We start from the raw sequence: 25,245 nt of genomic DNA, 5'->3' as shown, positions 1-25,245 counted from the left end.
TCCTAGAACTCGATGACGTCGCGTCGCATGACGCGTCGGATGAGCACGACCAGCACGGTGACGAGGGCCAGCGAGATGATGGCGCTCGCGGTGGCTGCGCCGTAGGCGGGCAGGGACTCACCGGAGAAGGCGGTGGCGTAGGTGTAGACCGCCGCCGTCCAGGTCTGGGTGGGCGGAATGCCGGAGCCGCTGCTGCCGCCGAAGATCCAGACGATCTCGAAGATCTTGACCGAGCTGATGGTCCAGAGCACCGCGCAGACGCCGAACACGTCCCAGGTCAGGGGCAGGATGACGTAGCGCAGCCGCTGCCACGCGTTGGCCCCGGCCATCGCACAGTCCTCGTAGTAGTAGGGCGGGATACGGTCGACGCCGGCCATCAGGATGGTCGTGTAGTAGCCGGTCGTCATGAACGTGAGGGTGAGCATGATCAGCGGGAAGAGGTTGTCCTGCGCCAGCCACTGCGGCGGTTCGGTCACCCCGAACGGCTTCAGCAGCGTGTTGACCAGACCGCCCGGGTTGAACAGGAACCCGGCGAGCACCCCGTAGACCAGCGCGTTGATCAGGTGCGGGAAGAAGATGATCGAGCGGGCGATCTTGCGACCGGCCATGTCGCGCAGCACCAGCGTCATCGCGAAGCTCAGCACGAACATCACCACTCCCACCACCACGAGCAGCAGCAGGGTGTTCCAGAGCGACTTCTTGAACAGCTCGTCCTGGAAGAGCGCGGTGTAGTTGCTGAGCCCGGTCCACGTCATCGGGCCCGACCCGGCCCAGTTGTGCAGGCTGATCCAGACGGCAGCGCCGGTGGGGATGATGAAGAGCACGACGTAGAAGGTGAGCGCCGGCCCGACGAACGGGATCAGCAGCTTGCGGCGCTGCTGCGACAGGGTGCCATTGGTCTCTCGACCCCGCTTGCGGGGCTTCGAGCGCGGGGCGTTGACGGCGTCGGACGGCCGTTCCCGCGCCTCGACGCTCACTTGCCCTGCGCCTTCCAGTAGGCGGCCTGGTCGGTGGCCATGGCGTCGACGAACTGCTGTGCGCTCATCTTGCCGAGGAAGAGCTTGTCGCTGGCGGGCCAGAACACCTTCTCGTTGTAGCCGGGGAAGGCCACTCCGTCGTTCTGCTGGTGGTAGGAGGTGGCCGACTTGATGGCCGCCTGCACGCCGGCCAGCTGAGGCGACGCCGCCGCGTCGTCACGAACGGGGATGCCCTTCGCCTCCGTGCCGTACATGTCCTGGTACTTCTTGCCGAGGAAGAAGGCGGCGAACTTCTGCGCAGCCTCCGCGTTCGAGGCCTTCTTGGGCACCATGAACCCGGAGAAGTCGACGCGCATGCTGTCGTGGGTGCCCGTGGTGGGGAACGGGAACGACTGGTAGTCAAAGCCCTTGGCTGAGTAGGTGCTCGACTCGGTTGGCAGCCAGGAGCCGTTGAACATGAACGCGGCCTTGTTGACGGCCCACTGCTGCTGCTGCAGCGGGAACTTGCTCGCGGAGTAGCCGTTGATGAAGTAGCCGCCCTTGACCAGCTGCTCCACCTTCTTGGCCGCGTCGAGCGCCTCCGGCGCCTTCCAGGCCTGACCGGTCTTGTCCTCGGCGATCTTCATCAGGCTGCCGGGGCCACCGTTTCGCACCACCAGGGTCGAGATCCACGCCGCGTTGTAGCCGGCGACGTCGCCGTCGGCAGCGATCGGGGCCTCGGCACCCTTGGCCTTGACCTTGTCGAGGTCGGTGACGAACTCGTCCCACGTCTTCGGCGGGTTGGCCTTGAGCTCCGGGTGCTCGGCGCCGTTGAACCAGATGGCGTCCGACTGGATCTGGTACGGCAGCATCCAGGGCTGTCCGTCGGGCAGCTTGATGTTGATCGTCTTGAGGTACTTCTCGGGCACGAAGGAGGAGGCCGGCTTGCCGTCGACGTCAGTCGCGTAGGCCGCCTTGAGCCCGAGAGCCTGGTTCGTGGCCACGAGCGCCGGGTAGGCCTTGATGTACGGCCCGTCGACGAGGTCGGGCACCGCGTTGGTGTTGAGGGCCGGCACCAGCTTCTGCAGGTTGGAGCGTCCCTGCCACTGGGCGTTGACCTTGATGCCGGTCTGCTTCTCGAAGTCGGTGATGGCGGCGGCGATCACCTTCTGCTGCGGCTCACCGACCTTCCACATCGACCAGTAGGTGAGCGACTTTCCGTCGCCCTGCCCACCGTCGGCCGAGCTCGAGCAGGCAGCGACGCCCATCGAGAGCGCCAGAGCGGCAACCGCGGCGATCGTGGTGCGTGACCGTGCTGAACGTGAAGACATGGGTTCCACCTCGGGGTGCGTGCTGGGCGGCAGTGCCGCGGGATGTGAACACTGTGGAGGACCAGAGAGAGAGCATTCAAGACGTAATACAGACCCATTTTGTTCCCGCCTCTGTCGCGCACCGCGTAGCTGGCCCCGATTCCGCCGATCTCGAGCCCGGTTTTCAGCGTGGAAGGAAATGTTGGAGCCAATAGTTCTTTATTCCTCTCTTTATTCTTGCCACAATGGCTGACCAGTGGCCGCGTCGGCCACCCATCTGCCCTCCGTCACCGTTCGCGGGCCGGCGGCTCGAGGAGGAAACATGGCACGCAGCGCTTCCGGTCATCACGTCAGTGCACGTGATGCGGCCGCCCGCGACCTGAAGTTCCAGTCGCTCGCCGGCGATCTGCGACGCGGCATCCTCGCCGGTGACTGGGCGCCCGGCAGCAAGCTGCCCACCGAGAGCCAGCTCGCCAAAGACACCGGTCTGTCGCTGACCACCGTGCGCCGGGCCTTCGACGAGCTGGTGCAGCAGGGTCTGGTCGACCGGCGCCAGGGGGCGGGCAGCTTCGTGCAGTCACTGGAGTCGCGCACCCAGAGCCTGCGTCGACGGGTCGGGGTTCTCGTGCCGAGCGCCCAGCAGTACTACCCTCGCGTGCTGGCCGGCATCGAGGAGGCCCTCTCGTCGGCCGGTGCCGGCATGCAGCTCTCGACCTACCACTACGACGAGGACGAGGAACACCGCGACCTGCAGTTCCTGCTCGACAGCGAGGTCGACGGCCTGCTCATCGTGCCCACCCTCGTCGGGCTGGCCGACCCCCAGGCCCGGGTCGACGAGCTCATGTCGTTGCCCGTGCCGACCGTTCTGGTCGAGCGTCACGTCATCGGCGGTGGCGCCGCCGACCGCTCCGAGTTCGTGTGCTCCGACCACGCCGGTGGCGCCTACGACGCCGTGCGGCACCTGCACCGACTCGGACACACCCGAATCGCGCTCGTGGCCCGCAGCGCCAACCCGACCGTGGGGTCGGTGACGACGGGGTTCGAGGCGGCTGTGTCTGACCTGGGCCTCGAGCGCCAGGAGCATCTCACCGCGCCCAAGGCGGAATGGAACGACGATCTGGCCATCGACATGGTCGAACGCCTGGTCACCGCGAAAGTGAGCGCCGCCCTGGTGTTCGGCGACCGGGAGGCGACGCTCATTGCCCGCGCCGTAGGGCAGCAGGGCCTGCGGGTGCCGAACGACCTCGCCCTCATCTCCTACGACGACGAGACGGCCGACCTGGCCGAGGTGCCCCTGACCGCGGTCGCGCCCCCCAAGTTCCGGGTCGGGCGCATGGCCGCAGAGGTGCTGCTGCGACGCCTCACCGAGGGTGACGCCTGCCCCATCCACCAGGTCAAGCTGCGACCTCGCATCGTGGTGAGGGCCTCGTGTGGCGCCCGCACCGCTGCCCCCCGACGCTGACCCCAAGGAAAGAGAACCTCATGCGCATCGGAATCATCGGAGCGGGCGCCGTAGCCCCCCTGCACGCACGAGCCGCCGGTCTGTTGCCCGACGTGCAGCTGACAGCGGTCTGCGACCTGCAGCTCGAGGCGGCCACGGCCGTGGCGAAGCCGATCGGGGCAGCAGTCTTCACCGACTACCGAGACCTGCTCGCCAGCGGCAGCACCGACGCGGTCATCGTCAACACGCCGCACTCCCTGCACCGCGAGATGGCCGTGGCCGCCGCCGAGGCCGGTCAACATGTGCTCGTCGAGAAGCCGATGGCGATCACCCTCGCCGACTGCGACGCCATGACGGATGCCGCGGAGCGGGCGGGCGTGGTGATGCGGGTCGGTCACATCCAGCACTACCTCCCCGAGAAGACCGCTCTGGCGCAGGCGATCTCGCGAGGGGCCATCGGCGCCGTGCGCCTGGTGCACGACTACCGCACCACCGACTACCGCCCGGGCAGCCGGTCGCCCTGGTTCCTGCGCCGCGACCTGGCCGGCGGCGGCGCCATGATGAACATCGGCGCGCACTGTCTCGACCGCGTGGTCTGGCTCGGCGGCTCCCCCGCGACGACTGTCTCGGCCACGACCCTCAACCGCTTCGGCGTTCCGGTCGAAACCGACGCCTCCGTCACACTCCGCCTGACAGACGGGGTGCAGGCCACGGTGACGGTCGTGTCCGACACCCCGCGACCCACCGACGAGGTGACCGTCGTGGGTGACGAGGGCATCCTCGTGTCCAACCCCCGCGTGGGTGCGCTGCTGCGTCGCGACGGCGTGACGGAGATGCTGCACGAGCCGTCGAGCGACGACATCCCGGAAGCGTTCCGGCTGCAGCTGGCCGACTTCGCATCGGCCGTTCGGGGCGGCGCCTTCGCGGTCACCCTGGCGCACAGTCGTCACGTCGTCGAACTCGTGCTCGCCACCTACGACTCCGCCGCAGACGACGGGCGGCCTGTGGCGGTCGCATCGACCCGGTCGACTGCCGCAGCCGCTGTCTGAACGACGTGCTGGCCCTGCCCGAACCCGACCGCCTCCGGTCGCCTCGATCCGGCTAGACCCGGTTGCACTGGGAGGCCTGCGCCGACCACCTCATCGCCGGCGCGGCTGCGCACGCCTCACCGGCCGGGGCGCGGGTTCGCTTCCCCGGCCACAGCCCCGCCGATTCGACCGACGAGCTCGAGGGCTTCGCGCGCGCCTTTCTGCTCGGGGCCCTGCGGCTCGCCGGAAGCCAGGGCGATCGCCCCTCCGGCCTGGCCGAGCGATACGCGCAGGCGCTGGATGCCGGAACCCGACCCGGGCACCCTGAGGCCTGGCCCCGCATCGGCCACCACGACCAGGTGCTCGTCGAGGCGACCGCTGTCGCGCTCGGGCTGCACTGGTCACGGCCATGGCTGTGGAACCACCTCCCCGACCGCACCCGGGCGCAGCTGGTCGCCTGGCTGTCAGGGGCTCGCGGGTCGTGGTGCGCCGACAACAACCACGTGCTCTTCGGCGCCACCGTGCAGGCCTTTCTCGCGTCAGTCGGCGCCGACCACGACAGCGTCGCCATCGACGGCGCCCTGAACCGTATCGACGAGTGGTACGCCGGCGACGGCTGGTACAGCGACGGAACCGGTCGACGGTTCGACCACTACAACGGCTGGACCTTTCACCTCTACCCCTTCTTCATCGAGCAGCTGCTCGGTGGCCTGCCGGGCGGCGGCGCCGTCGGCACGAACCCCTCGTTCGAGGTGTACCGCACCCGGTTGCGCACCTTCCTCGACGACTACCAGCATCTCTTCGACGCCGCGGGTAATGCTGTGCTCCAAGGCCGCTCGCTGATCTACCGGTGGGGCATGGCCGCCCCCTTCTGGATGGGTGAGCTGCAGGGCGTCTCGCCGCTGGCCCCCGGTCGCACCCGCCGCCTCGCGAGCGGGATGCTCCGAGGCTTCGTCGACGCCGGTGAGCTCGACGACGGGGTGCTCGGTCTGGGCTGGAAGCGACCGGCTCCCGACCTGCTGCAGAGCTACAACGCCGCCGGCTCCCCGCTGTGGGCGAGCAAGGGGTTCCTCGGGCTGCTAGTCAGTGAGCGGCATCCGGCCTGGGTCGACGTCGAGGAGCCAATGCCCGTCGAGCAGCACGACGTGCTGCGACCGATGGGCGGGCCACGCTGGCTCGCGGTCGGGCGCCGCGACGACGGCATCGCACGCCTGCTCAACCACGGGTCCGACGGCCACCCGCAGCGACCCGACCCGCTCTACCGCCGCCTCGCCTACAGCAGCGCCACCGTTGCGGTGAGCCTCGACGGGCTCGACGACAACACCGTCACCGTCGGGAGGCGCGGGTCTACGGCCCGACACCGGGGGTTGCTCGCCGGCGCCGTGCACCGCGAGAGCGCGGTCAGCCGATGGCGACTCGACGCCCAGGGGCGTGACGTGATGGTCGACCTCGCCACCGTCGTCGTGGGCGCCGCCGAGGTGCGAGTAGCCCGTTTACGAGGGGTGCTCGACCAGACGGTGCGGTGCACGGGGTGGGCCCTCTCGGCGGATGCGCCCCTCACCACCGACAGCGGCCCCGGCTGGGCGAGCGCCACCCGACCCGACGGTCTCGTGTCGGGGCTCGCCGCGATCACGACAGCGGATGCCGCACCCGCCGTGGCCACAGAAGCGGGGTTCGAGGTGGGTGTCAACGCGGGGTTCGAGGTGGGTGTCAACGCGGGGTTCGAGGTGGGCGTCGAGGCGCAGCCGCACTCTCATGCGCTCGGCGAACACGTGGGGCTGCCCTGGCTGGAGGCGGAGGCCGGCACCGAGGGCGCCGCACACCTCGCCTGGCTCGTCCATCTCGGGTGCGACTTCGACCCGACCCTGGCAGAGCGGGTCACCGTGCAGTGGACCCCGGACGGTGCGGTGGTCACCGTCGAGGGTCGAAGCCACCACTGCGGCTGGTTGAGCCGAGATCTGTGGCCCGCCGACGCGGGGAACCAGGGGATCTTCCGGGTCGGGCGCCAACCTCTGCGCGAATGAGGCGAGTCGGGCCGGGCACCGGTCGTGCCCCGGTCGTGCCCCGGTCTCGGCGTCGCCGCCGCGAGGCCGGTTCAGAGCATCAGCAGGCCCTGGGCCAGGCTCTGGCGGACCTGCCACTGGTGTTCGCCTGACGCCGGCCCCGGGAACCCGCCGTGGCGAAAGACCCAGTTCAGGTAGGCGACGAAGGGCATGGCGACCTCACCGATGAAGAGCCCTTCAGCAGTGGCGTCGGGGAGGCGGAACCCGTACGGGCCACCGCCGCTGACGTTGGCCTTGTGGAGGCGGTCGGGAGCCACCGGAAGCACGAACCCGCCCGCGTCGGGGTCATCGGCGATCCAGTCCTTCCACGCGTCGAGCTCCCCTTCGTAGTAGGTGCGAACCGAGGCTTCCGGGTAGCGAGCACCCTCCAGCTCGACCACCAGCGGGTCGGCCGCGGCCGACTGGGGCCAGAGCGGGTGGGTTCCGACCAGCCACACGTCACCGACCAGACGCAACCATGACGACACGACCATCGGAATCTCCCCCACGGTCGTTTCCAGCCACTCCACCAGCGCGATCGCCTCGGTTCCGGGGGGAAACAGGGGCTCCACCGGTTCCTGCGCGTCGTCGTTGGTGTGAAAGCGATACCCCTGGTCGCGCAGCCGCGTGACGAGCACGTCGATGTTGTGCCGCGCACGGCGCGCCATCTCGTCGCAGACAGACTGAGCCTCGGCATCGACGCCTGGTTCACGCACCCCCTGCCCGTACTGCCGCAGCTCGTGCCACACCTGCTCGCGTTCCCCGTCGCGATACCGCTCCAGCCATCGTGGCGTTTCCATGTGCTCATCCTGCCCAGTTCGCAGCGGCGCCGTAGCGTCTGACGCAGACTGCTACGTTGCTGCCGTGCTGGGAGAGTTGGCCATCATCGTGCCACTGGCGGTGGCCGGTGCCATCAGCCCGGTCATGCTGACTGAGCAGACTCTGCTCCTCGCCCGTCGCGACGGCCGTCGAACCGGGTCGCTCTACGCGGTGGGCGCGGTCGTCACTCTGCTGGTGCTCGTCGTGGCGATGGTCGTCCTCGGGCGTGCCGTCAAGCTCCCGAGCCAGCCGCGCCTCAGCGAGTCGCTCGACCTGGCCGTCGGGGCGGTACTGCTCGGGCTCGCAGCCCTCATCGTCGCCCTCGGGCGACACCGGCACGTGCCATCGACCACCAGACGGACCCATCCCAGGGTCGCCCGAGCCGCCCTGCCGTTCGGCGTGTTCTCGATGGCGACGAACGTCACGACCCTCGCGCTGATGGTGCCGGCCGCCAAGGTGATCTCGAGCGCGAACGTCGGTCTGGCCGGTCGAGCCCTGCTCGTCGGGGTGCTGGTCAGCATCGCCTCGGTTCCGGCCTGGGCCCCCGTGGCGCTCACGATGGCCGCACCCGACGTCGGCGAGCGGTCCCTGGCGGCCGTGCGCCACCTCATCATCCGCTGGGGGCGGATGGTGCTGGTCGTGGCCTGCGTCGCAGCCGGGTTCTTCTTCGTCATTCGCGGCGCGGCTCGGCTGCTGGGCTGACCGGCCTTCGTCGTCGGGTTCGGGCCCGCTCACCATTTCTGGCACCCGTTCGGTTCTGGGCGGTAGGAATCGTGGTGAGGATGGCGCGTGTGCGGCAAGCGCTTACCATGGGGGTCACCAACGACTCGGAACGGAAGTGCATCGATGCTGCTCGCCCTGTCCACCCTGGGCTGCCCAGAGCTCTCGCTCGCTGAAGCGGCCACCCTGTCTGGTGGTCAGGGGTACTCAGGGCTCGAGCTGCGTTCTGGGCCAGACGCGACCGTCAGCACCGCGGCCCCGGAGGCTGCCCGCCGCCGTTGGCGTCGGGCACTCGACGACGCCGGGGTGCAGGCCCTCTCGATCGCCTCCTACGTGAAGCTGTGCGACGTCAACCTCGACGATGACGCGGTGGTCGAGGCCGGGCGGGCCGAGGTGCGTCTGGCGCATGACCTCGCTGCTCCCTGGGTGCGCGTCTTCCCCGGCGGCACCAGAGGGGTGCCGGTCTCCACTGCCGTCGAGGAGCGCGCCGCCAGACGGCTGGCCGCGATCGTCGCATCAAGCGAGGGCCTCGGTGTGCAGGTGGCTCTGGAGACCCACGACAGCCACCCCACCGCCGTCGACGTGCTGCGGTTGTTGGGTGCCGAGGGGTGCGAGTCGGTCGCGGTCATCTGGGATGCGCTGCACACGTGGCTCGGAGGCGAAAGCCCCGAAGACACCGCTCGGTTGCTCGAGGGCCGGCTCGCCTATCTCCAGGTCAAGGACGTCGTCTCGGCCGACGACCTGGCGCCCCTCCCCCTCGGCGAGGGCGTGCTGCCGCTGCACGAGTGCCTGGCGCTCGTGCGCGACCGAGCCCTGACCGAATGGGTCTCGTGGGAGTACGAACGGGCCTGGCACCCCGAGGCGCCGTCGCTGGGCGTGCTGGGCGGGGCCGGCTGCCGCTGGGTCACCAACGCCCTCGCCCCACCGGCGTAGCAAGACCCCCCCACGCCTCCCGGGTTCGAGGTGTCCGCCCGTGCTCAGGCGCGGCGGTTTACCTCGAACCGGGGCAGGTCAGAGCGTGACCCAGTAGCGGCGGTTGTCGTGTGCCACGCCGTCGAGCACGCCACCCTGACCCTCGATGACGCGGGCCGAGCCCACGTTGTCGTGGTCACAGGTGATGAGCACGCGGTCGAGGCCGATCTCGCGGGCTCGGTCGAGCGCCAGGCCGAGAGCACGGGCGGCGTGACCGCGCCGACGGCGAGAGGGCCGGATCGAGTACCCGATGTGACCGGCCAGCGTGCGCAGAAACTCAGTCTCGATCGAGTGCCGCACCGCCATGAAGCCCACCATGTCGGGGCCGTTTCGACCCTCTTCGCCGCCTGCGCTGTCTGCACTGGATGCGCTGTCTGCGCTTTCGACGATCCAGTAGAAGTCGCAGTGCACGTGACCCTCGGGCAACACCGCCGCAGGGTTCGACTCGGTACGGTACAGCTCGAGGAGGGCCTCGAAGGTGGCGCGGTCTGGGCCGAAGTGCTGGATCTGCCAGTCGCCTGACCCGTCGCGACGCCCGTCTCCGAACTCGCGAACGCAGTCGGCCCACGTCTCGAACAGGTCGGATGCCGGCAGGGCAAGCTCAGTCATCCCCCGATCCAACCAGTGTCTGCGCCCCGGCCGACGGCTGACCCACCACTGCGCCTCGGCCAGTGCGGGCCGGCATCCGCGAGGCCGACTGGAGAAGGCAGAAGCCCTTCGGGGTGAGACGCGAGCGGGCAGCGCGTGCCGGCGGTTGACGTGGCCCCTGAGGGTGCGTTGGCTACGTCACTGATTCACCTGGCGGGTCAGTGTCGTAGAGCCCGCCGGTGTTGGGGGCGGCCCGGCTACCCTGACCGAGGTGGATGGTCGCCGAGGTTCAGGATGGCGTCGGCGGCCGCAGCCGTGGCGTCATCGACGAGAAGCGGGATCGGCCCGCCGAGGTAGGGCCTGACGAGTCCGTAGGGAGCCACGACCGTCGCCATCCGAACGCAGTGGTGGTGGCGTTTGGTGACTCGGCCGTATCGCCGCCTCGTCACGCCGGCCAGGAGTGCGGTCACCGTGTCGTTCATCGTGGCGACGACGTCGCGAAGCTCGTCGGGGCCTTCGCCCAGCAGCCGGTCTTGGCGGAACAACGTGAGACAAGTTGCCTCGTCGGGATGGGTACGGCAGAACTGCGGGATGTGTCGCGCCATGGCGAGCAGCGCCTCGTGCGCGTCGGGAAGGGCGGCCAGCGGGGCGAGGCCCGCCTGAAAGCGCTCCACACTGCGCAGCCAGAGGCGCACCATCAGGGCGTCGCGGGAGGGGAAGCGGTGGTAGATCGACCCGACCGGCCCCTGTAGCTCGTCAGCGATGTCGGCGACGTTGACCCGTGGCCCGTGCCTGACGACCCCCGCGAGGGCGGCGTCGAGGATGTCGTCATGGGTGAAGCGGGCGGGGCGAGGCACCCTCTCATTCTAGTGATCCCGATCTAGAATATTGGTTCTATTATGCGCTACGGTTCGGTCATGCTGACGACGCAGCCCGAGGCAACGCGCCGATCTCGTGTCTCCGGCTCTAGACTCCGCGGCCGGCCGCAGCCACAGCAGTCTGGCGGCCTGGGCAGTGACGCCCCGGGCCAACGAGTGCTGATCGGCCCGGCCCCGCGCTTCGGCCTGCCGCAGTACCTGCACACGCCGTTCGACCTGACGGTGGAGCCGGTGATCATGGTCACAGGTCAGGCCGATCGGGCGACGGCGCTGACTCGACAAGACCTTGACGCCCTCCCAGCGACCACGAAGGCGCTCGACCTGCACTGCGTGATGACGTGGAGCGTTCAGAACACCCGGTGGAGCGGGTGGAGTTTTACCGACCTCTGGTCTCAGCTTCTGGCGCCCCACGCCGACACGACCACCGCCGGCGTCGTCTTCACCGGGCTCGACGGCGCGATGGCCAGCATCCCGCTGGCCCTGCTGCTGCGTGACGACGTCATGCTCGCGCACACCCGTGATGGCGAGCCACTCGGCCGCGCCCACGGGGCGCCGTACCGCCTCGTCGTGCCGCACCTCTACGGGTACAAGAACATCAAGCACGTGTGCCGGATCGATCTGGTCGACCACCACGTGCGCAGCCCGCTCGAGCCGTGGATCATGCACCGTCTCGGGCGAGTTGCTCACGAGGAACGCCACGGGCTCGGGCTGAACCGGCTGGTGCGGCTCGTCTACAGCCTGGCCCTACGCCCAACCCTGCGCAGCTACGGCGTGAGCGACCCTCGCTTCCGATAGGTCACTGCCTCCGACCTCACCAGGAACGCACCTCATCGCGACGCCTAACCGCCTGAGACGGCATCCCATAGCGGGCCCTGGAAGGCGTCGGGCTCCCCGGCTCGAGCGGCCTGGCCGGTACCGATGACCGGCAGCTGCTGGCCGTCTCGCTCGGGAACGACGTGCCGCGCGAACCAGCTCGTCAGGTCGTCGGCGAGCCTTAGACGCACCTCTTGCGCGGCTGGGTCATCGACGAGGTTGACCCGCTCCCCCGGATCGGCCGCCAGGTGGTAGAGCTCGTGCGGGCCGTCGGGCCAACGGTGCACGAGCTTCCAGTCGCGGCTGCGGATCATGCGGGCAGGCCCGTACTCGTCGAACACGACCACCCGCTCGTCATCTTCTAGCGCGGGCGCTGCCGCGTCGGCATCGGCATCCGTCGGGGTGAGCAGCAACGGCGCGAACGAGCGGCCGGGCCCGGTCTGCATCGGCGACGGGTCGAGGCCCGCCAGCTCGAGCAGCGTGGCCGCCAGGTCGTAGGCCGAGAGCAGCTCGGTGCGCACGACCCCGGCCGCCACCCGACCCGGCTGGCTGACGATGGCCGGCACCTTGACCGAGCTGTCGTAGAGGTTGAGGGGCCACGTGCCGTTGCCCTTGCCCCAGATGCCGTGGTGCCCGGCGTTGAAGCCGTTGTCGCTGCTGAAGACGATGACCGTGCTCTCGCGCAGGCCCAGCCGTTCGAGCTCGGCCACGACCCGACCGAGGGCTGAGTCCATGGCCGTCACTGCCGCGAAGTAGCCGACCAGTGCGGCTCGCGTGTCGGGCTCGCCGCCGAGGGGTGAGCCGTTCGCCATCGTGGCCCACGGATGCCGCTCGCCCTGGGGACACGACGCGAACGCGCAGTCGTCGTAGAGGGCCTCGACCTCCGGCGGGTGCTGACCGGCCCACGGGCTGTGCGGCGCGGTGAAGTTCAGGCTGAGAAAGAACGGCTCGGGCTGGTCGGGCTGCGCCGCCTCGCGCACAAAGCCGGCCGCGTCTTCGGCAAGAGCGTCGGTCAGGTAGCCGGGCGTCGACTCCCGGATGCCGTCGCGGTACATCGGCGCGTCGTGGTAGGCGCTGCCCCCCGCCTCGTGGGCGTACCAGTGCACGAACCCCTTGCGGGGGCGGTCGTTGGCGCCGAGGTGCCACTTGCCTGAGAGGCCCAGCCGGTAGCCGTGGTCGGCGAGCACGTCGGTGACGAGCGTCTGACCCGCGAGGTAGTCGGTCGCGGCGGCGCCGACGTGGGTGCCCGTCAGATAGTCGTGCACCCCGTGCGCCGAGGGGACCTGCCCGGTCAGCAGACTGGCCCGGGCGGGTGAGCACACGGGTGAGACGCAAAAGAAGTTCTCCAGCCGGGTGCCCTCGGCGGCCAGACGGTCGAGCACCGGGGTCTGGATCTCGTCGTTTCCCGCGCACCCCATGGCCCAGGGGCCCTGGTCGTCGGTGAGCACGAAGAGGATGTTGGGGCGGGTGGGGTCGTCGCTGGCCACGGGAAGCTCCTTGCTGACGGCGACCGTACTTCCGACGGACGACACTGAGGGAAAGCGCTTACCCAGTTAGGGTAGCGGACCCGGTTGCCGTGGTGAAGGGCCCTGCGAGCGAACAGGCCCATACGAGCTGCACCCCCTAGACTTCCCGGAAGGCGCATTCCCGAACAGTGAGGAGACACCGTGGCGCAGGCCGGTGCAGCAGTGACGTTGAGCGACGTGGCCCGTGAGGCTGGCGTCTCCGTCGCCACAGCCTCGCGAGCGCTCAACGGTAGTGAGCGCACGGTGCGGCCCGACCTCGCCGAGCGCGTGGCCGCGGCGGCAAAGCTGCTCGACTACTCCGCGAACGCGCAGGCCCAGGCCATGGCCAAGGGGGCGACCACCGTCGTCGGGCTCATCGTGCACGACATCGCCGACCCCTACTTCTCGGCGATCGCGTCGGGGGTCTCGCGCGCGGCCGACGACGCCGGACTGCTCGTGATGCTGAGCGCCACCCTGGGCCGGCCTGAGCAGGAGGTGCGCTACCTCCGGGCACTGCGAGCGCAGCGGGGCCGGGCCGCCATCATCGTCGGCAGCCGACGCACCGAACGCGACCGTGCCCTCGACGCCGAGATCGCGGCGTTCGAACAGGCCGGTGGCCGGGTCGTGGCCATCAGCCAGGCCCGCCTGCCGGTCGACACGCTCGTCATCGAGAACCGGGCCGGTGCCACTGCTCTCGCCCGCGAGCTCACCGCCCTCGGCTACTCCCGGTTCGGCGTGCTGGCCGGGCCGGCCGACCTGATCACCGCGCAAGACCGGCATCGTGGCTTCACCCAGGGTGTCGTCGCCGCGGGGCACCCCGCACCCACGGCGGTGCACGGCGACTTCACCCGTGACGGCGGCTACCGGGCCATGACCGAACTGCTCGACAGCGCAGGTGAACTCGACTGCGTCTTCGCCGTGAACGACGTGATGGCGATGGGGGCGATTGCGGCCTGCCGAGACCGCGGTATCCGCCTGCCCGACGACCTTGCCCTGGCCGGCTTCGACGACATCGCCACCCTGCGCGACATCAGCCCGTCACTGACGACGGTGCGTCTGCCGCTCACCGAGCTCGGCGAGCAGGCCATGAGCCTGGTCGCCGAGGCACCCGCCGGCTCCCCCAGGCGTCGTCGGGTCAAGGGCAGCGTCGTGGTGCGCGACTCGACCCCGCCTCGCCACTCCCAGCGCTGACCAGGCGCAGCACCGCCTTGCCGCTTGAGCTGGCAGCCACGACCCCGGTGCTGAGGCGACCGCGAATGCCTCTTGAAGGTTGCTGAACAAGCGTTTAGTATATTGAACATGAGTTCGGTAGTCGACGATGGGGACCTCACCGCGCGGGCCGGCATCCGCAACGCCGCCCTGCGCCTCTTCGCCGAGCGGGGCCACGACGCGGTGACCGTGCGCGAGATCGCCACCGCGGCCGGCGTCTCCCCCGCGCTCGTGGTGCACCACTTCGGCAGCAAAGACGGTTTGCGCGGCGCGGTCGACACGCACGCGATCGACGCGTTCGACCGGGTCTTCGCCGAGCTCGATGACCACGACGTCGCCGAGATGCTGACCGGCGGCGAGGCCACGACGTCGGTGGCCGAGGCGTTCTCGCGGATGCTGCCGCCCGGCTCTCCGCTGCCGGCCTACCTGCGCCGGCTGCTGCTGACCAACGACCCCGCCGGGGCCGCCATCTTCGGCCGTTGGTTCGGCGCCACCCGCCGGTTGCTCGACGCCATGGTCACCCTCGGCGCCGCCCGGCCGAGCGATGACCCCGACGTGCGCGCGGCGTTCCTGCTGGTCAACGACCTCGCGGTGATTCTGTTGCGCAACCAGATCGCCACGGCCATCGGCGACGACCCGTTGACACCCGCCGGCCTCGACCGGTGGGCCAGGCAGGCCTCCGCGATCTATCTGGAGGGCGCCTTCGCGGCCCCTCCGGCGGAGCCGCCCGGTTCGGCCCCGAACACATCGAACATACCGAACGAACCGCCCGAGGAGGCACCGTCATGACCGCCACCGTTCCCGTCATCCGCATCGAGGCGCTCACCAAGGTCTTCGGCAGCGTGCGGGCCCTCGACGGGCTCGACCTGCTCGTTCAGCCCGGTGAGGTGCACGGGTTTCTCGGGCCCAACGGGGCCGGCAAGTCGACGACGATCCGGGTGCTGCTCGGCCTGATGAGGGCCACCTCCGGCCGGGTGGAGCTGTTCGGGGGCGACCCGTGGCACGACGCCCCGCACCTGCACGCACGGCTGGCCTACGTCGCCGGTGACGTCGCCCTCTGGCCGGGGCTGACCGGCGGTCAGTGTCTCGACGTGCTGGGCGCCACCCACGCGCGGGTCGACGAGCAGCGGCGCGCCGACCTGATCGACCGGTTTGACCTCGACCCGACCAAGCGGGTGCGCGACTACTCCAAGGGCAACCGCCAGAAGGTGGCGCTGATCGCCGCCCTCGCCGCCGATGCCGAGCTGCTGGTGCTTGACGAACCCACCTCGGGCCTCGACCCGCTCATGGAGGCGGCCTTCCAGCAGTGCGTGCGCGAGCGGCGGGACGACGGCGTCACCGTGCTGCTCTCGAGCCACATCATGGGCGAGGTGGAGGCACTGGCCGACCGGGTGAGCATCATCCGGCGGGGCCGCACGGTCATCACCGGAACCCTCGCCGACCTACGGCGGCACACGCGCACGACGGTGCACGCCGTCACCGTCGGCGATCCCGTCGGGCTCGCCGACAGCGCCGGTCTCGCCGACCACCAGAGCGAGCGGCGCGGCGAGCTGTTCGACTCCCGGTTCACCATCGACGCTGACGACCTGGATGCCGTCATCGGCACCCTGCACGAGAGCGGCATCCACACACTCACGGTCACGCCGCCGAGCCTCGACGCCCTGTTTCTGCAGAACTTCGGGGACGAGAGCGACGACGACACCGTTGCAGAGGCTCGTGGCGAGCGACTGGCGGCCTCGCGATGAGCACGGATGCCGGCACCCGCCCGCAGCAGGCGACCCACCCGAGCGCCCGGCCCCACGGTGCGAGCGGCCAGCCGGGCGGCCTGGCCACCATGCTGCGCATCATCGGGCGGGTACAGCGGCGCAGCGCCCTCGTGTGGGTCGTGGTGCTGGCCGCGAGCATGGTCGGCACGGCCGCCGGCATCGCCGGGCTCTACGACACGCCAGCCAAGATCCACAGCTACGCCGCGGCGGTCACGGCGGGCAACGCGCTGGCCGCGATCAACGGCAAGGTCGAGGGCATCGACTCCCTCGGCGGTGTGATCCAAGACGAGTTCGGTTTTATGGCAGCGTTTCTCATGCCGTTGCTCGGCATCAGCCTGGTCGCCCGTGCCACCCGCCGCGAGGAGGAGTCGGGTCGTCTCGAGCTGCTGCTCGGGGGGCGCATCGCCCGGCACGAACCGGCGCTGGCGGCCCTGATCTGGGCGAGCGCGACCATCCTCGTCACCGCAGTGCTCTTCGCGCTCGGGCTAGCCGTCTACGGGGTGCCGGTCGCCGGCGCCGTGCTCTACGCCCTCTCGCTCGGCGCCCTGGCCTTCGTCTTCGCCGCGCTAGCGGCCCTGATGGCGCAGCTGACCAGGCATGCCCGCGGCGTCTACACCGGCGCGCTGGTCGTGCTGGCTGCCTCGTACGTGCTGCGCGGGGTCGGTGACGTGACCTCCTCCTGGGTCACCTGGCTCTCTCCACTGGGTTGGGCCGAGAAGACGGCCCCTTTCGGTGACCAGCGCTGGTGGGCCCTCGGCATACCCCTCGTGGTCGGTGCCCTGCTCGCTGGCGTCGCGTTGCGGCTGGCCTCCCGCCGAGACCTGGGCAGCGCTCTGGTGATGGGCGGGGCTGGGCCGGCGCGAGCCTCGGGGTGGCTGCGGCATCCGGTCGGGCTGGCGATGCGGATCCACCGGCCGGGCACGCTGGGCTGGCTCGCCGGGGGCGCGTTGTTCATGGCCATGATGGGCGCGCTCGCCCGCCAGCTCGTCGACGCGATGGCCGGCAACCCCGCCCTCGCGACGGCTCTGGGCGTCGGCGCGACCCGGCCGTTGGACGGCTTCGTCGCGACCTCGCAGCTGTTCCTGGCCATCATCGCGACCGGGTATGCCGTGCAGGCCGTCGGCACGCTGCGGGCGGAGGAGGCGCAGGGCCGGCTCGAGACGCGGCTCGGCGGCACCCTGTCGCGGAGGCACTGGTTGGGCGCGCACACCGTGGTGGTAATCGGGGGGCTGCTGCTGATCGTGGTCAGCTCGTCACTGGTGCTGGGCCTCACCGCGGCCCTTTCGTTGGGCGACGGCGCCGAGATCGGTCGCTCGATGGATGCCGGGCTGGCCTACCTGCCCGCCGAGGCCCTACTGGCCGGGCTGGCGTTGGCCCTCTACGGGCTGCGGCCTCGCTGGTTCGGGCTCGCCTGGGCCGGCTACGCGGTCGTCGCGTTCATCGCCTTTCTCGGCCCGGGGCTGAACCTCCGCCCGTGGGTGCTCGACCTGGCGCCGACCACGCACGTGGGCAACCCGCCCGTGGGCGCCATCCCGGTCATGGCTCTCGCCGTGATGACCGCGGTCACGGTCGTGCTCGTCGTGGTCGGCTTCGTCGCCTTCCACCGGCGCGGAATCCCGCAGGGGTAGTGCGGCTCCCGGCCCTGCGGAACGCACCGACTAGCATCGGTGGCCAACGAAAGAGGTGCCGATGATGCCAGCCGCTGTGGCTCTCGTTCTGGCGGTCGACGGGATCGGTTTCGGCAACTGGTTCTGGGCCGCCGTCACCTTCGTCATCGCTCTCCTGCTTGCAGCGTTGGCGCGCTGGTTCGTACGCCGCGTCGACCACCGCCACCACACGGTCACCTCGTCGGTGCAGATCATGGCCCGGGTGGTGTTCTCGGTCATCGCTGCAACCGGCCTCTACATCGCGTTGCGCATCATCGGCCTCGACCTGGGGCCGGTGCTGGGCGGGGCCGGCATCCTCGGGATCGCCGTGGCGTTCGCCCTGCGTGACATCGCCGAGAACTACATCTCGGGGGTGCTGATGGGCTTTCGCAACCCGTTCAGCCCCGGCGACCAGATCGTCAGCGGCGACTTCGAGGGCACCGTCGTCGAGCTGAACCTGCGACACACGGCCATCGACACCCACGACGGGCTGCGGGTGCTGCTGCCCAACGGCGGCGTGCTGAAGAACCCCCTGACCAACCTCACGGTGAACGGCGCCAGGCGCACCGACTTCGAGCTGGGCGTCGCCTACGGCACCGATTTGCAACAGGCGTGCACGGTCGTGATCGAGGCGTTGGGTGCCGTGCCCGAGGTTCACGCCCAACCGGCGCCGGAGGCCTGGGTCGAGGTGCTCGCACCGTCGTGGGTCACCGTGCGGGTGCGCTACTGGCACGAGCCGCGCAGCGGTGACGTGTGGCGGGCGCGTCACGCGGCCATCGTCGCGGTGGTCGCAGCGTGCGAGGGGGCTGGCATCGAACTGCCCCTCGAGCAGCGTGCCATCGAAGTCTCAGGGAGGCTCAGCGACCCCGGTTCGAGGTGATCAGCGACCGTATGCGGTCGCGTCCTACCTCGAACGGGTCTGGATGCCGGTGAGCCGGGCCGTCAGGCGGGCCGGTGCCAGACGCACTCGCCACCCACCCACGTCGAGTCGACCTGCACCTGGGCCAGCTCGTGAGGGTCTACCTGAGTCGGGTCCTGTTGCAGCACGGCGAAGTCGGCGTACTGGCCTTGCGTCAGCTGGCCTTTCACATCGGCTTCCCCGGTGGCGTGGGCCGATCCGCGGGTGTAGACGCCGAGGGCCTCGAGCACGCTCACCCGTTGCCCCAGTCCTACGGAGCGGCCGTCGATGGTGCGGCGCGTGACCATGCTCTGCACCGCCAGCATCGGGTTCGCCGAGATGATCGGGTAGTCCGACGAGCCCGCCACTTCGATGCCGGCGTCGAGCAAGGCGCGGTGGGCGCAGACCCGCTCCATCCGATCATCTCCGTAGAAGCGGCGCAGGGCGTCGCCGAACAGCATCGGGAACGCACCGAACGGCACCGCCACCAGGTGGTTGGCGCGCAGCCGCTCGATCACCTCGGGGCTGACAATGCTGCAGTGCTCCACCCGATGCTGCGGGCCCGGATCAGCAGGGTGGTCAGCGCTGTTGCCGGTGCGACGAACCTCTTCCACCACGTCGAGCACCTTGCTCACGGCCAGGTCCCCGTTCGCGTGCACGGCCACCCGGACGCCCGCCTCGTGCAGCAGGCGGAACCGCTCGTGAAAGTCAGCGTCGCCCAGAATCTGGAGGCCGTTGTCGGTGCCCGTGGCGCTGGCGTACGGCTGTTGGCAGAGGCATGTGCCGCCGGAGAGGGCCCCGTCGAGCATCATCTTCACGCCCACCATGCGCAGGTCGTGGCGGTCGTCGGCGTTCCAGGTGGCCGCGTCGAAATACGTGTGCCACAGCAGCATCCCGACGCGTGGGGTCAGTGCGCCCCTGGCCAGCGCCTCCGCGTAGAGGGCCTGTTCGAGCGGCGTCACGATGGCGTCGCAGTACGAGGTGATGCCCACGGCGTGCAGCTCGGCGTTGACCGAGGCCAAGGCCTGCACCTGGTCATCGATACCTCCGGCCGGCGCGATGGTGGCGGTCTCACGGCCCGGAAGCCAGGGGTCGAGCCAGGCGCGTTCGAGCAGCCATCCGTTCAGCCTGCCGTCGGGGTCGGCGAGCAGCTGCCCGCCGGGCGGTGCGTCCGACGGGCGCTCGTAGCCGAGCAGGGCCAGCCCGCGCGTGTTCGTCACCGCGCGGTGGAACGTGTACTGGATGACGACGACCGGGTGGGTCGAGCTGACCGTGTCCAACACGGCACGGTCGACCGCGCCATCGGTGACGAGATGCTCGTCGAGCCCCTGACCGACCATCCACGTGCCGGCGGGTGTCTCAGCAGCCCGAGCGCGCAGGGCGAGCACCACCTCGTCCACCTGCGTGGCGCGGCTGAGGTCGACCCGTACCCGGGCCAGCGCGGCCTGCGAGGGGTGGCAGTGCGCGTCGTTGAGGCCAGGGATCACGACGCCACCGAGGTCGACCGCGGCGCTACCCGGGAACCGGTCGCGCAGCTCGGTTCGGGCGCCGGTGGCGACGATGAGCCCGTTCTGCACAGCGAGGCACTCCGGCTCGGTGCCGTCGAGGGCCAGGATGCGGCGACCGGTGAACAGTGTCACCGGTTGATCGCGTTGCGCTTCGATGTGACCCATGGGACACCACTCTGCAGGATTCGTCGACGAGCGCGCGAGGGCGGATACCGCTCAGGCGAGGTGCACTGTGACGCCGGCGCTGAAGCTGTCGTGGCGCCACAGCAATTCAGGGCAGTGATATCATCGAGTCGATATCAGAGGAGGTCGTCATGGAACAGATCCTCATTCGCAACCTTCCCGCGGGGACCAAGGCCGCGCTTCGCGCGCGGGCTAAGCAACGTAACCGGTCGGTCGAGGCAGAGGCGCGCGACATGCTCTCTCGGGCGCTGGAAGGTGAGCGCCTCACCATCGTTGACCTCCTGGGCACTGACGAAGGTGCCGACATCGAGTTCGAGCCCGAGCGCCTCGGCCTGACAGCTCGGTCAGCGCACTTGTGAAGTACCTGTTGGACACCAACGTGGTGTCCGCGCTGCGGGTCCGAGGGCGCAACCCGCCCGTCGAGGGGTGGGCGGCGTCGGTTCCCGTTGGTGACCAGTTCGTCTCAGCATTCACGGTCGCAGAGCTCGAGCGCGGGGTGATAGCCAAAGAGCGATCCGACGCTGAACAGGGAGCGGTGCTGCGACGCTGGTTCGAGGAGAACGTCTTGCCCACTTTCGCCGACCGGGTGCTGCCGTTCGACCTGTCGGCAGCCAGGATTCTGGCGACCTACCGTGTTCCCGAGCACGCCCCGTTCGACGACGCCCTCATCGCCGCTGTCGCGGAGTCCGCAGGGATGGCCGTCGTGACGCGGAACATCAAGCACTTCCAACCCCTCGGCGTCCCATGCCTCAATCCATGGGATACCACCGCGCCCAGGGCCTGACCCGAACTCACGAGGGCTGGGCGTACCGACCGGCCGGAACCCAAGGCGCGCGATTGAGGCTCTGGAATTGCCGACGTCATCCCGGATGCCGCTGAAGGTCGGCCCGCCCCCGGGCGCTGGTGTGCCTCCCCCGACGGCATCGTTACGAACGGGCCAGGTCAGGAAACCGCGATTCCCAGAGGTCACGGCAACGCTGAGGCAGGCGCAGACCGGGCCATACCCGTCGCAGCAGCTCTGCGTCGAGAAGTTCTTCTTGCTGCTGCGTGGTTCCTTCGCGCACCAGGCTCTCGTAAGCCTTCTCCACGCCATCGGGGGTGGACAAGTCGGCAGTCGGTTCTGGGCCCCAGTGAACGGTGATCGGCAGCACGAGCACACCCCCACAGGGCCCGGCGAGGGCCTCGATGCTGGAGGGGGTGTCGTAAGGAATGACGTCCTGATACAGCACTCGTGAAGTCACCGTCACCGCTCCTCTACTCATCCGATCATCAGCCGTTGAAGCGAATCTTCTTGATGGTGGTCAGGCGAGGTGCACCGTGACGCCGGCGGCTCGCAGCCGGTCGAGCTCACCGGCATCCGCCGCATGGGTGGTGACGAGGTCGGTGACCTTCTTGGCAGCGCAGATCGAGGTGAGCGCCCGGGCGCCGATCTTCGCCCCGGCCGCGACGCAGATGGAGGTGCGGGCGCGTTCCATCATGGTGCGCACGATCAGCGCCTCGTCGTCGTGGGTGCACATGGCGCCCTCAGCCGCGGTGAGCCCGTCGACGCCGAAGACGGCGACGTCGAACCAGAGCTGCTCCATCGTGGTCATCGCGATGGCGCCGCTGACCTCGTACGACTCGGGGCGGGCGAGGCCGCCGAGGGAGATGCACCGCACGTGCGGGCGCAGCACGACCTCGGTGGCGATGTTGAGGGCGTTCGTGACGATCGTGAGCGGCTCGCTCTTGGGGTCGCGTTCGGTGGCGGTGATCGCGCGGGCCGTGGCGGTGGTGGTGGTGCCGCCGTTGAGGGCGATGACCTGGGCTTGTTCGACGAGGGATGCCGCGAGCGCTCCGATGCGCGTGTGGTCGTCGTCGGCCGCGGCGCTGCGGTAGCGGTAGGGCAGCTCGTAGGCGACCGACGTCGCGACGATGCCGCCGTGGTTGCGGGTTGCGAGCTGGCGGTGGGCGAGCTCATGGAAGTCGCGGCGCACCGTGGCCTCACTGACGCCGAGCAGCTCGGCGCCCTCCGCCACGGAGAGACGACCCCGGGTGGCCAGCTGGTCGAGCATCACCGACCAGCGCGCCGAGCGGGTGCGTGGCGAGGGGGCGGGATCGGCTTGATGCGGGGTCACGGCCCCGAGTCTAGAGTGCACATCGCGCAGTGGACATTCACATCTCTGCTCATTTAGACTGTCAATCAATCAGTATCAATCGCCACGCTGACGGAGGACCATGAGCACCGACCCCACCACCGACCAGACATCCACGCCGAGCAGCCACCTCGAGCGTGAGCTGTTCAGCCAGCCCGACGCCTGGGCCCAGGCCGTCGGGCGCCTGGCCGAGGTGAGCGGCATCCTGCCTCAGGCCGGCGAGCGCGTCGCGGTCATCGGCTGCGGAACGTCGTTCTTCATGGCGCAGGCCTACGCCGAGCGCCGGGAGTCGCTGGGGCAGGGCGTCACCGACGCGTTCGCCGCCTCGGAGCACCACCTCGAGCGCGGCTACGACCGGGCCGTCGTGATCTGCCGCTCGGGCACCACGTCGGAGATCATCGCGGTGATCCACCGGCTCAAGCAGCTGGAGATCAACCACACCAGCATTGTGGCGACGGCCGGCACCCCGGTGGCCGACGAGAGCGACCACACGATTCTGCTGTCGGAGGCCGACGAGGAGTCGGTCGTGCAGACGCGCTTCGCGACCACGAACCTCGCCCTGCTGCTCGCCTCCCTCGGCGACGACCTCGCCCCGGCGATCGCCGACGCCCGCTCCGTGCTCGCCGAGAGCGTCGACGACGCTGTGGGCGCGCTGCGCGCCGTCGAGCAGGTGACCTTTCTCGGCACCGGCTGGACCGTCGGCCTGGCCAACGAGGCCGCGCTCAAGCTACGCGAGACAGCCCAGTTCTGGGCGGAGAGCTACCCCGCCACGGAGTACCGTCACGGGCCGATCAGCATCGCGACGACCGGCCGCGCCGTGTGGGCCTTCGGCGAGGTTCCGGGGGGTCTGGCCGATCAGGTCGCCGCGACCGGTGCCCACTTCGAGCACCGCGACCTCCACCCGCTCGCCGAACTGGTGCGGGTGCACCGCCTCTGCCTGCTGCGCGCCGAGCTGGCGGGCCTTGAGCCCGACTCCCCGCGCCACCTGACCAGGAGCATCGTGCTGGCCTGACCTTCTTTCGGAGGGGTGCCGCGGGCCGGGCGGTCAAGCCGGCGGCACCGTCAGGGTCATGACGCAGTTCTTCAGGCCCTTGGATCGGTCGAAGGTGAAGCCGGCCTCGTGGTACATCTTTCTCGTGCCGTTGTAGAGGAACGACGCCGACATCTTCTTGCCGTCCGGCTGCTTCGCCATGTCGTGCGGGTAGCCCTCAACCACCCCGCCTCCCGCCTGGGCGATCAGGTCGAGCGCTCCTTTGAGGGCGAGGGCGGCCAGGCCGTGCCGGCGGTAGCGCCGGTCGACGAAGATGCAGGTGACGCGGTAGTCGGGCGAGCTTGCCTGTGTCGCTTCGTATTCCTTGCGGTGGTGGATGTTGGGCAGCTCGTCGGGCGGCCCGAACTCCGCCCACGCCACAGCCTCGTCGCCGTCGAACACGAGCGCGGCGTGTGCGCAGCCCTTCTCGACGAGGTTGCACTTGAGGTCGCGGTTGCTCTCGTAGGTGCGGTCTTTGTCGCGCGACAGTGAGTGGAAATAGGTACACCAGCAGCCGCCGAAGATACCGTTGTGCCGCTCGACCAGCTCGGCGAAGGCAGGCCAGGTGTCGGCGGCCAGCGGGCGGACGGTCAGGTCGTCGGTCGAGATCACGGCTGGCATACCGACAGGCTAGAACCCAATGCGGACGATCGGGGCCCGGGATTCGTCGGCGGCATCCGGATGCCGCTGCCGCGGCGGCCCGCGCGCGGCACGCGCGCGGCACGCGCGCGGCACGCGCGCGAGTGTGACGTCACGGTGTTCGTCGAGGTGATGGCCCGGTACACGGCAGACCGTCACCAGCGAGCAGTTCGACACTCTACTGGGCCAGCTCGGAGAGCCGGCCCAGCACGGAGGTCAACCTCTGCGCGCGCTTGAACGTCCCGATGGGCATCGAGTCGCAGGGCCTTTCGCCCTCGTGCCACCTCGACGCGTCCCAGCCGAGCACCTGGCCGGGTCATGCAACGGCTGGAACGAGGCCCGCGCGGTCGCCCTCGACAGCCACGCGATCACCTGGTCCGCCAGCAGACGGGTCGCGACGCTAACCGCGAGGGCTATCACCCCGATCACGTGGGCCGGGACAGACAACCCGGACGCCCACGTCGTACGCTTCATCTGCGAGGCGCAGTCATATCAAGTTTACTGAACCGTCGACAAGTCCAGTATCTCCTTGCGTGACAGGCACTTTCGCGCGTCCGGGTCGGTCGTTAGATGACGACACATGAACGATCCGGGCTAGGGAGAGTAAAGTTGCGGGGGCCGTCCCTTGCACCGTACGACTTCCCGGACCTCGCTCTCCCAGGAGTTGGTGAGTTGAAGCCAAGGCTCTGATTCCAGGAAGTCACGTCGATGCTGCGCCGTATCGCAATTGAACAGCGGCGGATACCCCGTCAAAATTCCGTTCTCGAGGGCGCCCTCCATCCGTACCCCCTCTTCGACGAAGAGGACGATGGGCAGGCCCATCGAGAAGGCGATGGAGGCCTCGATGTGCAGGTATGGGGTGGTCAACCACACATCGCGTATGGGTCCGGGAGAAGCGAATCGGTTTTCCTTATTTACCGTATTTTTTGGCCGGTCATGACCGCGGATGATCTGCGTGCGGCGAAACGCCAAGGCAAATAATCCGTTGCAATCCGCCAAGACGCCCCGAATGTCGTTCATCGGATGCCGCCCATAATCGGTGTAACCGATGGTCCTTGGCGCCAGCCCCCGGCGTTCGAGATGCCGTGATACTTGGTCTAGCAATCGTTGCTGACCCTGCTCATGTGGCGTTGGGCGGCTGAGGAAGATGCTGATCGCCATC

The 25,245-nt window shown here is 69.5% G+C and carries 25 protein-coding genes; 14 read left to right on the top strand and 11 right to left on the bottom strand.

What is annotated here, in order from left to right:
- Positions 1–2: 2 nt before the first annotated feature.
- Positions 3–977, bottom strand: coding sequence for a carbohydrate ABC transporter permease (locus BA895_RS22785; protein WP_083283698.1), 975 nt, complete (start codon positions 975–977; stop codon positions 3–5).
- Entirely contained in the window at positions 974–2,287 is a 1,314-nt protein-coding gene (locus BA895_RS22780) for an ABC transporter substrate-binding protein (RefSeq protein WP_070194173.1), read from the bottom strand. Before BA895_RS22780 ends, BA895_RS22785 begins: the two co-directional genes overlap by 4 nt.
- A 301-nt stretch (positions 2,288–2,588) precedes the next feature.
- On the opposite strand from BA895_RS22780, the gene BA895_RS22775 reads away from it, so the two are divergent.
- The 3 genes from BA895_RS22775 to BA895_RS22765 all read left to right on the top strand — a co-directional run bounded on the left by BA895_RS22775 (position 2,589) and on the right by BA895_RS22765 (position 6,759).
- On the top strand, positions 2,589–3,728 hold the full coding sequence (locus BA895_RS22775) for a substrate-binding domain-containing protein (RefSeq protein ID WP_070194172.1): 1,140 nt from the start codon (positions 2,589–2,591) through the stop codon (positions 3,726–3,728).
- Positions 3,729–3,748: 20 nt separating this feature from the next.
- Complete coding sequence (locus tag BA895_RS22770) at positions 3,749–4,756, top strand: Gfo/Idh/MocA family protein (protein WP_070194211.1); 1,008 nt, start codon at positions 3,749–3,751, stop codon at positions 4,754–4,756.
- A 62-nt stretch (positions 4,757–4,818) separates the two neighbouring features.
- On the top strand, positions 4,819–6,759 hold the full coding sequence (locus BA895_RS22765; protein WP_070194171.1) for a DUF2264 domain-containing protein: 1,941 nt from the start codon (positions 4,819–4,821) through the stop codon (positions 6,757–6,759).
- 71 nt (positions 6,760–6,830) lie between these two features.
- Here the strand turns inward: BA895_RS22765 and BA895_RS22760 are convergent, their stop codons facing one another.
- A complete protein-coding gene (locus tag BA895_RS22760; RefSeq protein ID WP_139142847.1) occupies positions 6,831–7,577 on the bottom strand; it encodes a hypothetical protein in 747 nt (248 codons plus the stop codon).
- A 64-nt stretch (positions 7,578–7,641) separates the two neighbouring features.
- On the opposite strand from BA895_RS22760, the gene BA895_RS22755 reads away from it, so the two are divergent.
- Together BA895_RS22755 and BA895_RS22750 are read left to right on the top strand one after the other, a co-directional pair.
- Positions 7,642–8,298, top strand: a complete 657-nt coding sequence (locus BA895_RS22755) for a GAP family protein (RefSeq protein ID WP_070194169.1) — start codon at positions 7,642–7,644, stop codon at positions 8,296–8,298.
- A 144-nt stretch (positions 8,299–8,442) separates the two neighbouring features.
- Entirely contained in the window at positions 8,443–9,249 is an 807-nt protein-coding gene (locus tag BA895_RS22750) for a sugar phosphate isomerase/epimerase (protein WP_070194168.1), read from the top strand.
- A 78-nt stretch (positions 9,250–9,327) separates the two neighbouring features.
- Here BA895_RS22750 and BA895_RS22745 read toward each other — a convergent pair whose 3' ends face one another.
- Together BA895_RS22745 and BA895_RS22740 are read right to left on the bottom strand one after the other, a co-directional pair.
- Complete coding sequence (locus tag BA895_RS22745; RefSeq protein ID WP_070194167.1) at positions 9,328–9,897, bottom strand: GNAT family N-acetyltransferase; 570 nt, start codon at positions 9,895–9,897, stop codon at positions 9,328–9,330.
- 236 nt (positions 9,898–10,133) lie between these two features.
- Positions 10,134–10,733: a TetR/AcrR family transcriptional regulator gene (locus BA895_RS22740; protein WP_070194166.1), complete on the bottom strand. Its 600-nt coding sequence runs from the start codon at positions 10,731–10,733 to the stop codon at positions 10,134–10,136.
- A gap of 60 nt (positions 10,734–10,793) precedes the next feature.
- Here BA895_RS22740 and BA895_RS22735 point away from each other — a divergent pair, with 60 nt between their 5' ends.
- Positions 10,794–11,549, top strand: coding sequence for a molybdopterin-dependent oxidoreductase (locus tag BA895_RS22735; RefSeq protein WP_175442425.1), 756 nt, complete (start codon positions 10,794–10,796; stop codon positions 11,547–11,549).
- Between the two features lie 44 nt (positions 11,550–11,593).
- Here the strand turns inward: BA895_RS22735 and BA895_RS22730 are convergent, their stop codons facing one another.
- A complete protein-coding gene (locus tag BA895_RS22730) occupies positions 11,594–13,054 on the bottom strand; it encodes a sulfatase-like hydrolase/transferase (RefSeq protein ID WP_070194164.1) in 1,461 nt (486 codons plus the stop codon).
- 180 nt (positions 13,055–13,234) lie between these two features.
- Here BA895_RS22730 and BA895_RS22725 point away from each other — a divergent pair, with 180 nt between their 5' ends.
- The 5 genes from BA895_RS22725 to BA895_RS22705 all read left to right on the top strand — a co-directional run bounded on the left by BA895_RS22725 (position 13,235) and on the right by BA895_RS22705 (position 18,573).
- Positions 13,235–14,263 (top strand): LacI family DNA-binding transcriptional regulator, encoded by a 1,029-nt coding sequence (locus tag BA895_RS22725; RefSeq protein WP_070194163.1) that lies wholly within the window; start codon positions 13,235–13,237, stop codon positions 14,261–14,263.
- A gap of 108 nt (positions 14,264–14,371) precedes the next feature.
- On the top strand, positions 14,372–15,070 hold the full coding sequence (locus BA895_RS22720) for a TetR/AcrR family transcriptional regulator (RefSeq protein ID WP_070194162.1): 699 nt from the start codon (positions 14,372–14,374) through the stop codon (positions 15,068–15,070).
- Positions 15,067–16,026: an ABC transporter ATP-binding protein gene (locus BA895_RS22715; RefSeq protein WP_070194161.1), complete on the top strand. Its 960-nt coding sequence runs from the start codon at positions 15,067–15,069 to the stop codon at positions 16,024–16,026. Before BA895_RS22720 ends, BA895_RS22715 begins: the two co-directional genes overlap by 4 nt.
- Complete coding sequence (locus BA895_RS22710; protein ID WP_070194160.1) at positions 16,023–17,675, top strand: ABC transporter permease; 1,653 nt, start codon at positions 16,023–16,025, stop codon at positions 17,673–17,675. Before BA895_RS22715 ends, BA895_RS22710 begins: the two co-directional genes overlap by 4 nt.
- A 61-nt stretch (positions 17,676–17,736) precedes the next feature.
- Positions 17,737–18,573 carry a mechanosensitive ion channel family protein gene (locus BA895_RS22705; protein ID WP_070194159.1) on the top strand — a complete coding sequence of 279 codons (837 nt, stop codon included), beginning with the start codon at positions 17,737–17,739 and terminating at the stop codon, positions 18,571–18,573.
- A gap of 62 nt (positions 18,574–18,635) precedes the next feature.
- Here the strand turns inward: BA895_RS22705 and BA895_RS22700 are convergent, their stop codons facing one another.
- Positions 18,636–20,264, bottom strand: a complete 1,629-nt coding sequence (locus tag BA895_RS22700; RefSeq protein ID WP_070194158.1) for an amidohydrolase — start codon at positions 20,262–20,264, stop codon at positions 18,636–18,638.
- A 149-nt stretch (positions 20,265–20,413) separates the two neighbouring features.
- On the opposite strand from BA895_RS22700, the gene BA895_RS22695 reads away from it, so the two are divergent.
- On the top strand, positions 20,414–20,641 hold the full coding sequence (locus BA895_RS22695; protein ID WP_070194157.1) for an antitoxin: 228 nt from the start codon (positions 20,414–20,416) through the stop codon (positions 20,639–20,641).
- 8 nt (positions 20,642–20,649) lie between these two features.
- Entirely contained in the window at positions 20,650–21,066 is a 417-nt protein-coding gene (locus tag BA895_RS22690) for a type II toxin-antitoxin system VapC family toxin (RefSeq protein ID WP_254666620.1), read from the top strand.
- 142 nt (positions 21,067–21,208) lie between these two features.
- Here the strand turns inward: BA895_RS22690 and BA895_RS22685 are convergent, their stop codons facing one another.
- Positions 21,209–21,523 carry a transcriptional regulator gene (locus tag BA895_RS22685; protein WP_139142846.1) on the bottom strand — a complete coding sequence of 105 codons (315 nt, stop codon included), beginning with the start codon at positions 21,521–21,523 and terminating at the stop codon, positions 21,209–21,211.
- A gap of 60 nt (positions 21,524–21,583) precedes the next feature.
- A complete protein-coding gene (locus BA895_RS22680) occupies positions 21,584–22,396 on the bottom strand; it encodes a DeoR/GlpR family DNA-binding transcription regulator (protein WP_254666619.1) in 813 nt (270 codons plus the stop codon).
- A 100-nt stretch (positions 22,397–22,496) separates the two neighbouring features.
- Here BA895_RS22680 and BA895_RS22675 point away from each other — a divergent pair, with 100 nt between their 5' ends.
- A complete protein-coding gene (locus tag BA895_RS22675; RefSeq protein WP_070194153.1) occupies positions 22,497–23,426 on the top strand; it encodes an SIS domain-containing protein in 930 nt (309 codons plus the stop codon).
- Between the two features lie 33 nt (positions 23,427–23,459).
- On the opposite strand, the gene BA895_RS22670 is transcribed toward BA895_RS22675, so the two are convergent.
- Together BA895_RS22670 and BA895_RS23780 are read right to left on the bottom strand one after the other, a co-directional pair.
- On the bottom strand, positions 23,460–24,065 hold the full coding sequence (locus BA895_RS22670) for a GNAT family N-acetyltransferase (RefSeq protein ID WP_070194152.1): 606 nt from the start codon (positions 24,063–24,065) through the stop codon (positions 23,460–23,462).
- Between the two features lie 612 nt (positions 24,066–24,677).
- Entirely contained in the window at positions 24,678–25,244 is a 567-nt protein-coding gene (locus BA895_RS23780) for a hypothetical protein (RefSeq protein WP_070194151.1), read from the bottom strand.
- Position 25,245: the final 1 nt, after the last annotated feature.

The sequence above is a fragment of the Humibacillus sp. DSM 29435 genome (assembly GCF_001758225.1).
Lineage (GTDB): Bacteria > Actinomycetota > Actinomycetes > Actinomycetales > Dermatophilaceae > DSM-29435.
Note: the sequence above shows the minus strand (reverse complement) of the source record. Positions and strands in the feature narration are given on the sequence as shown.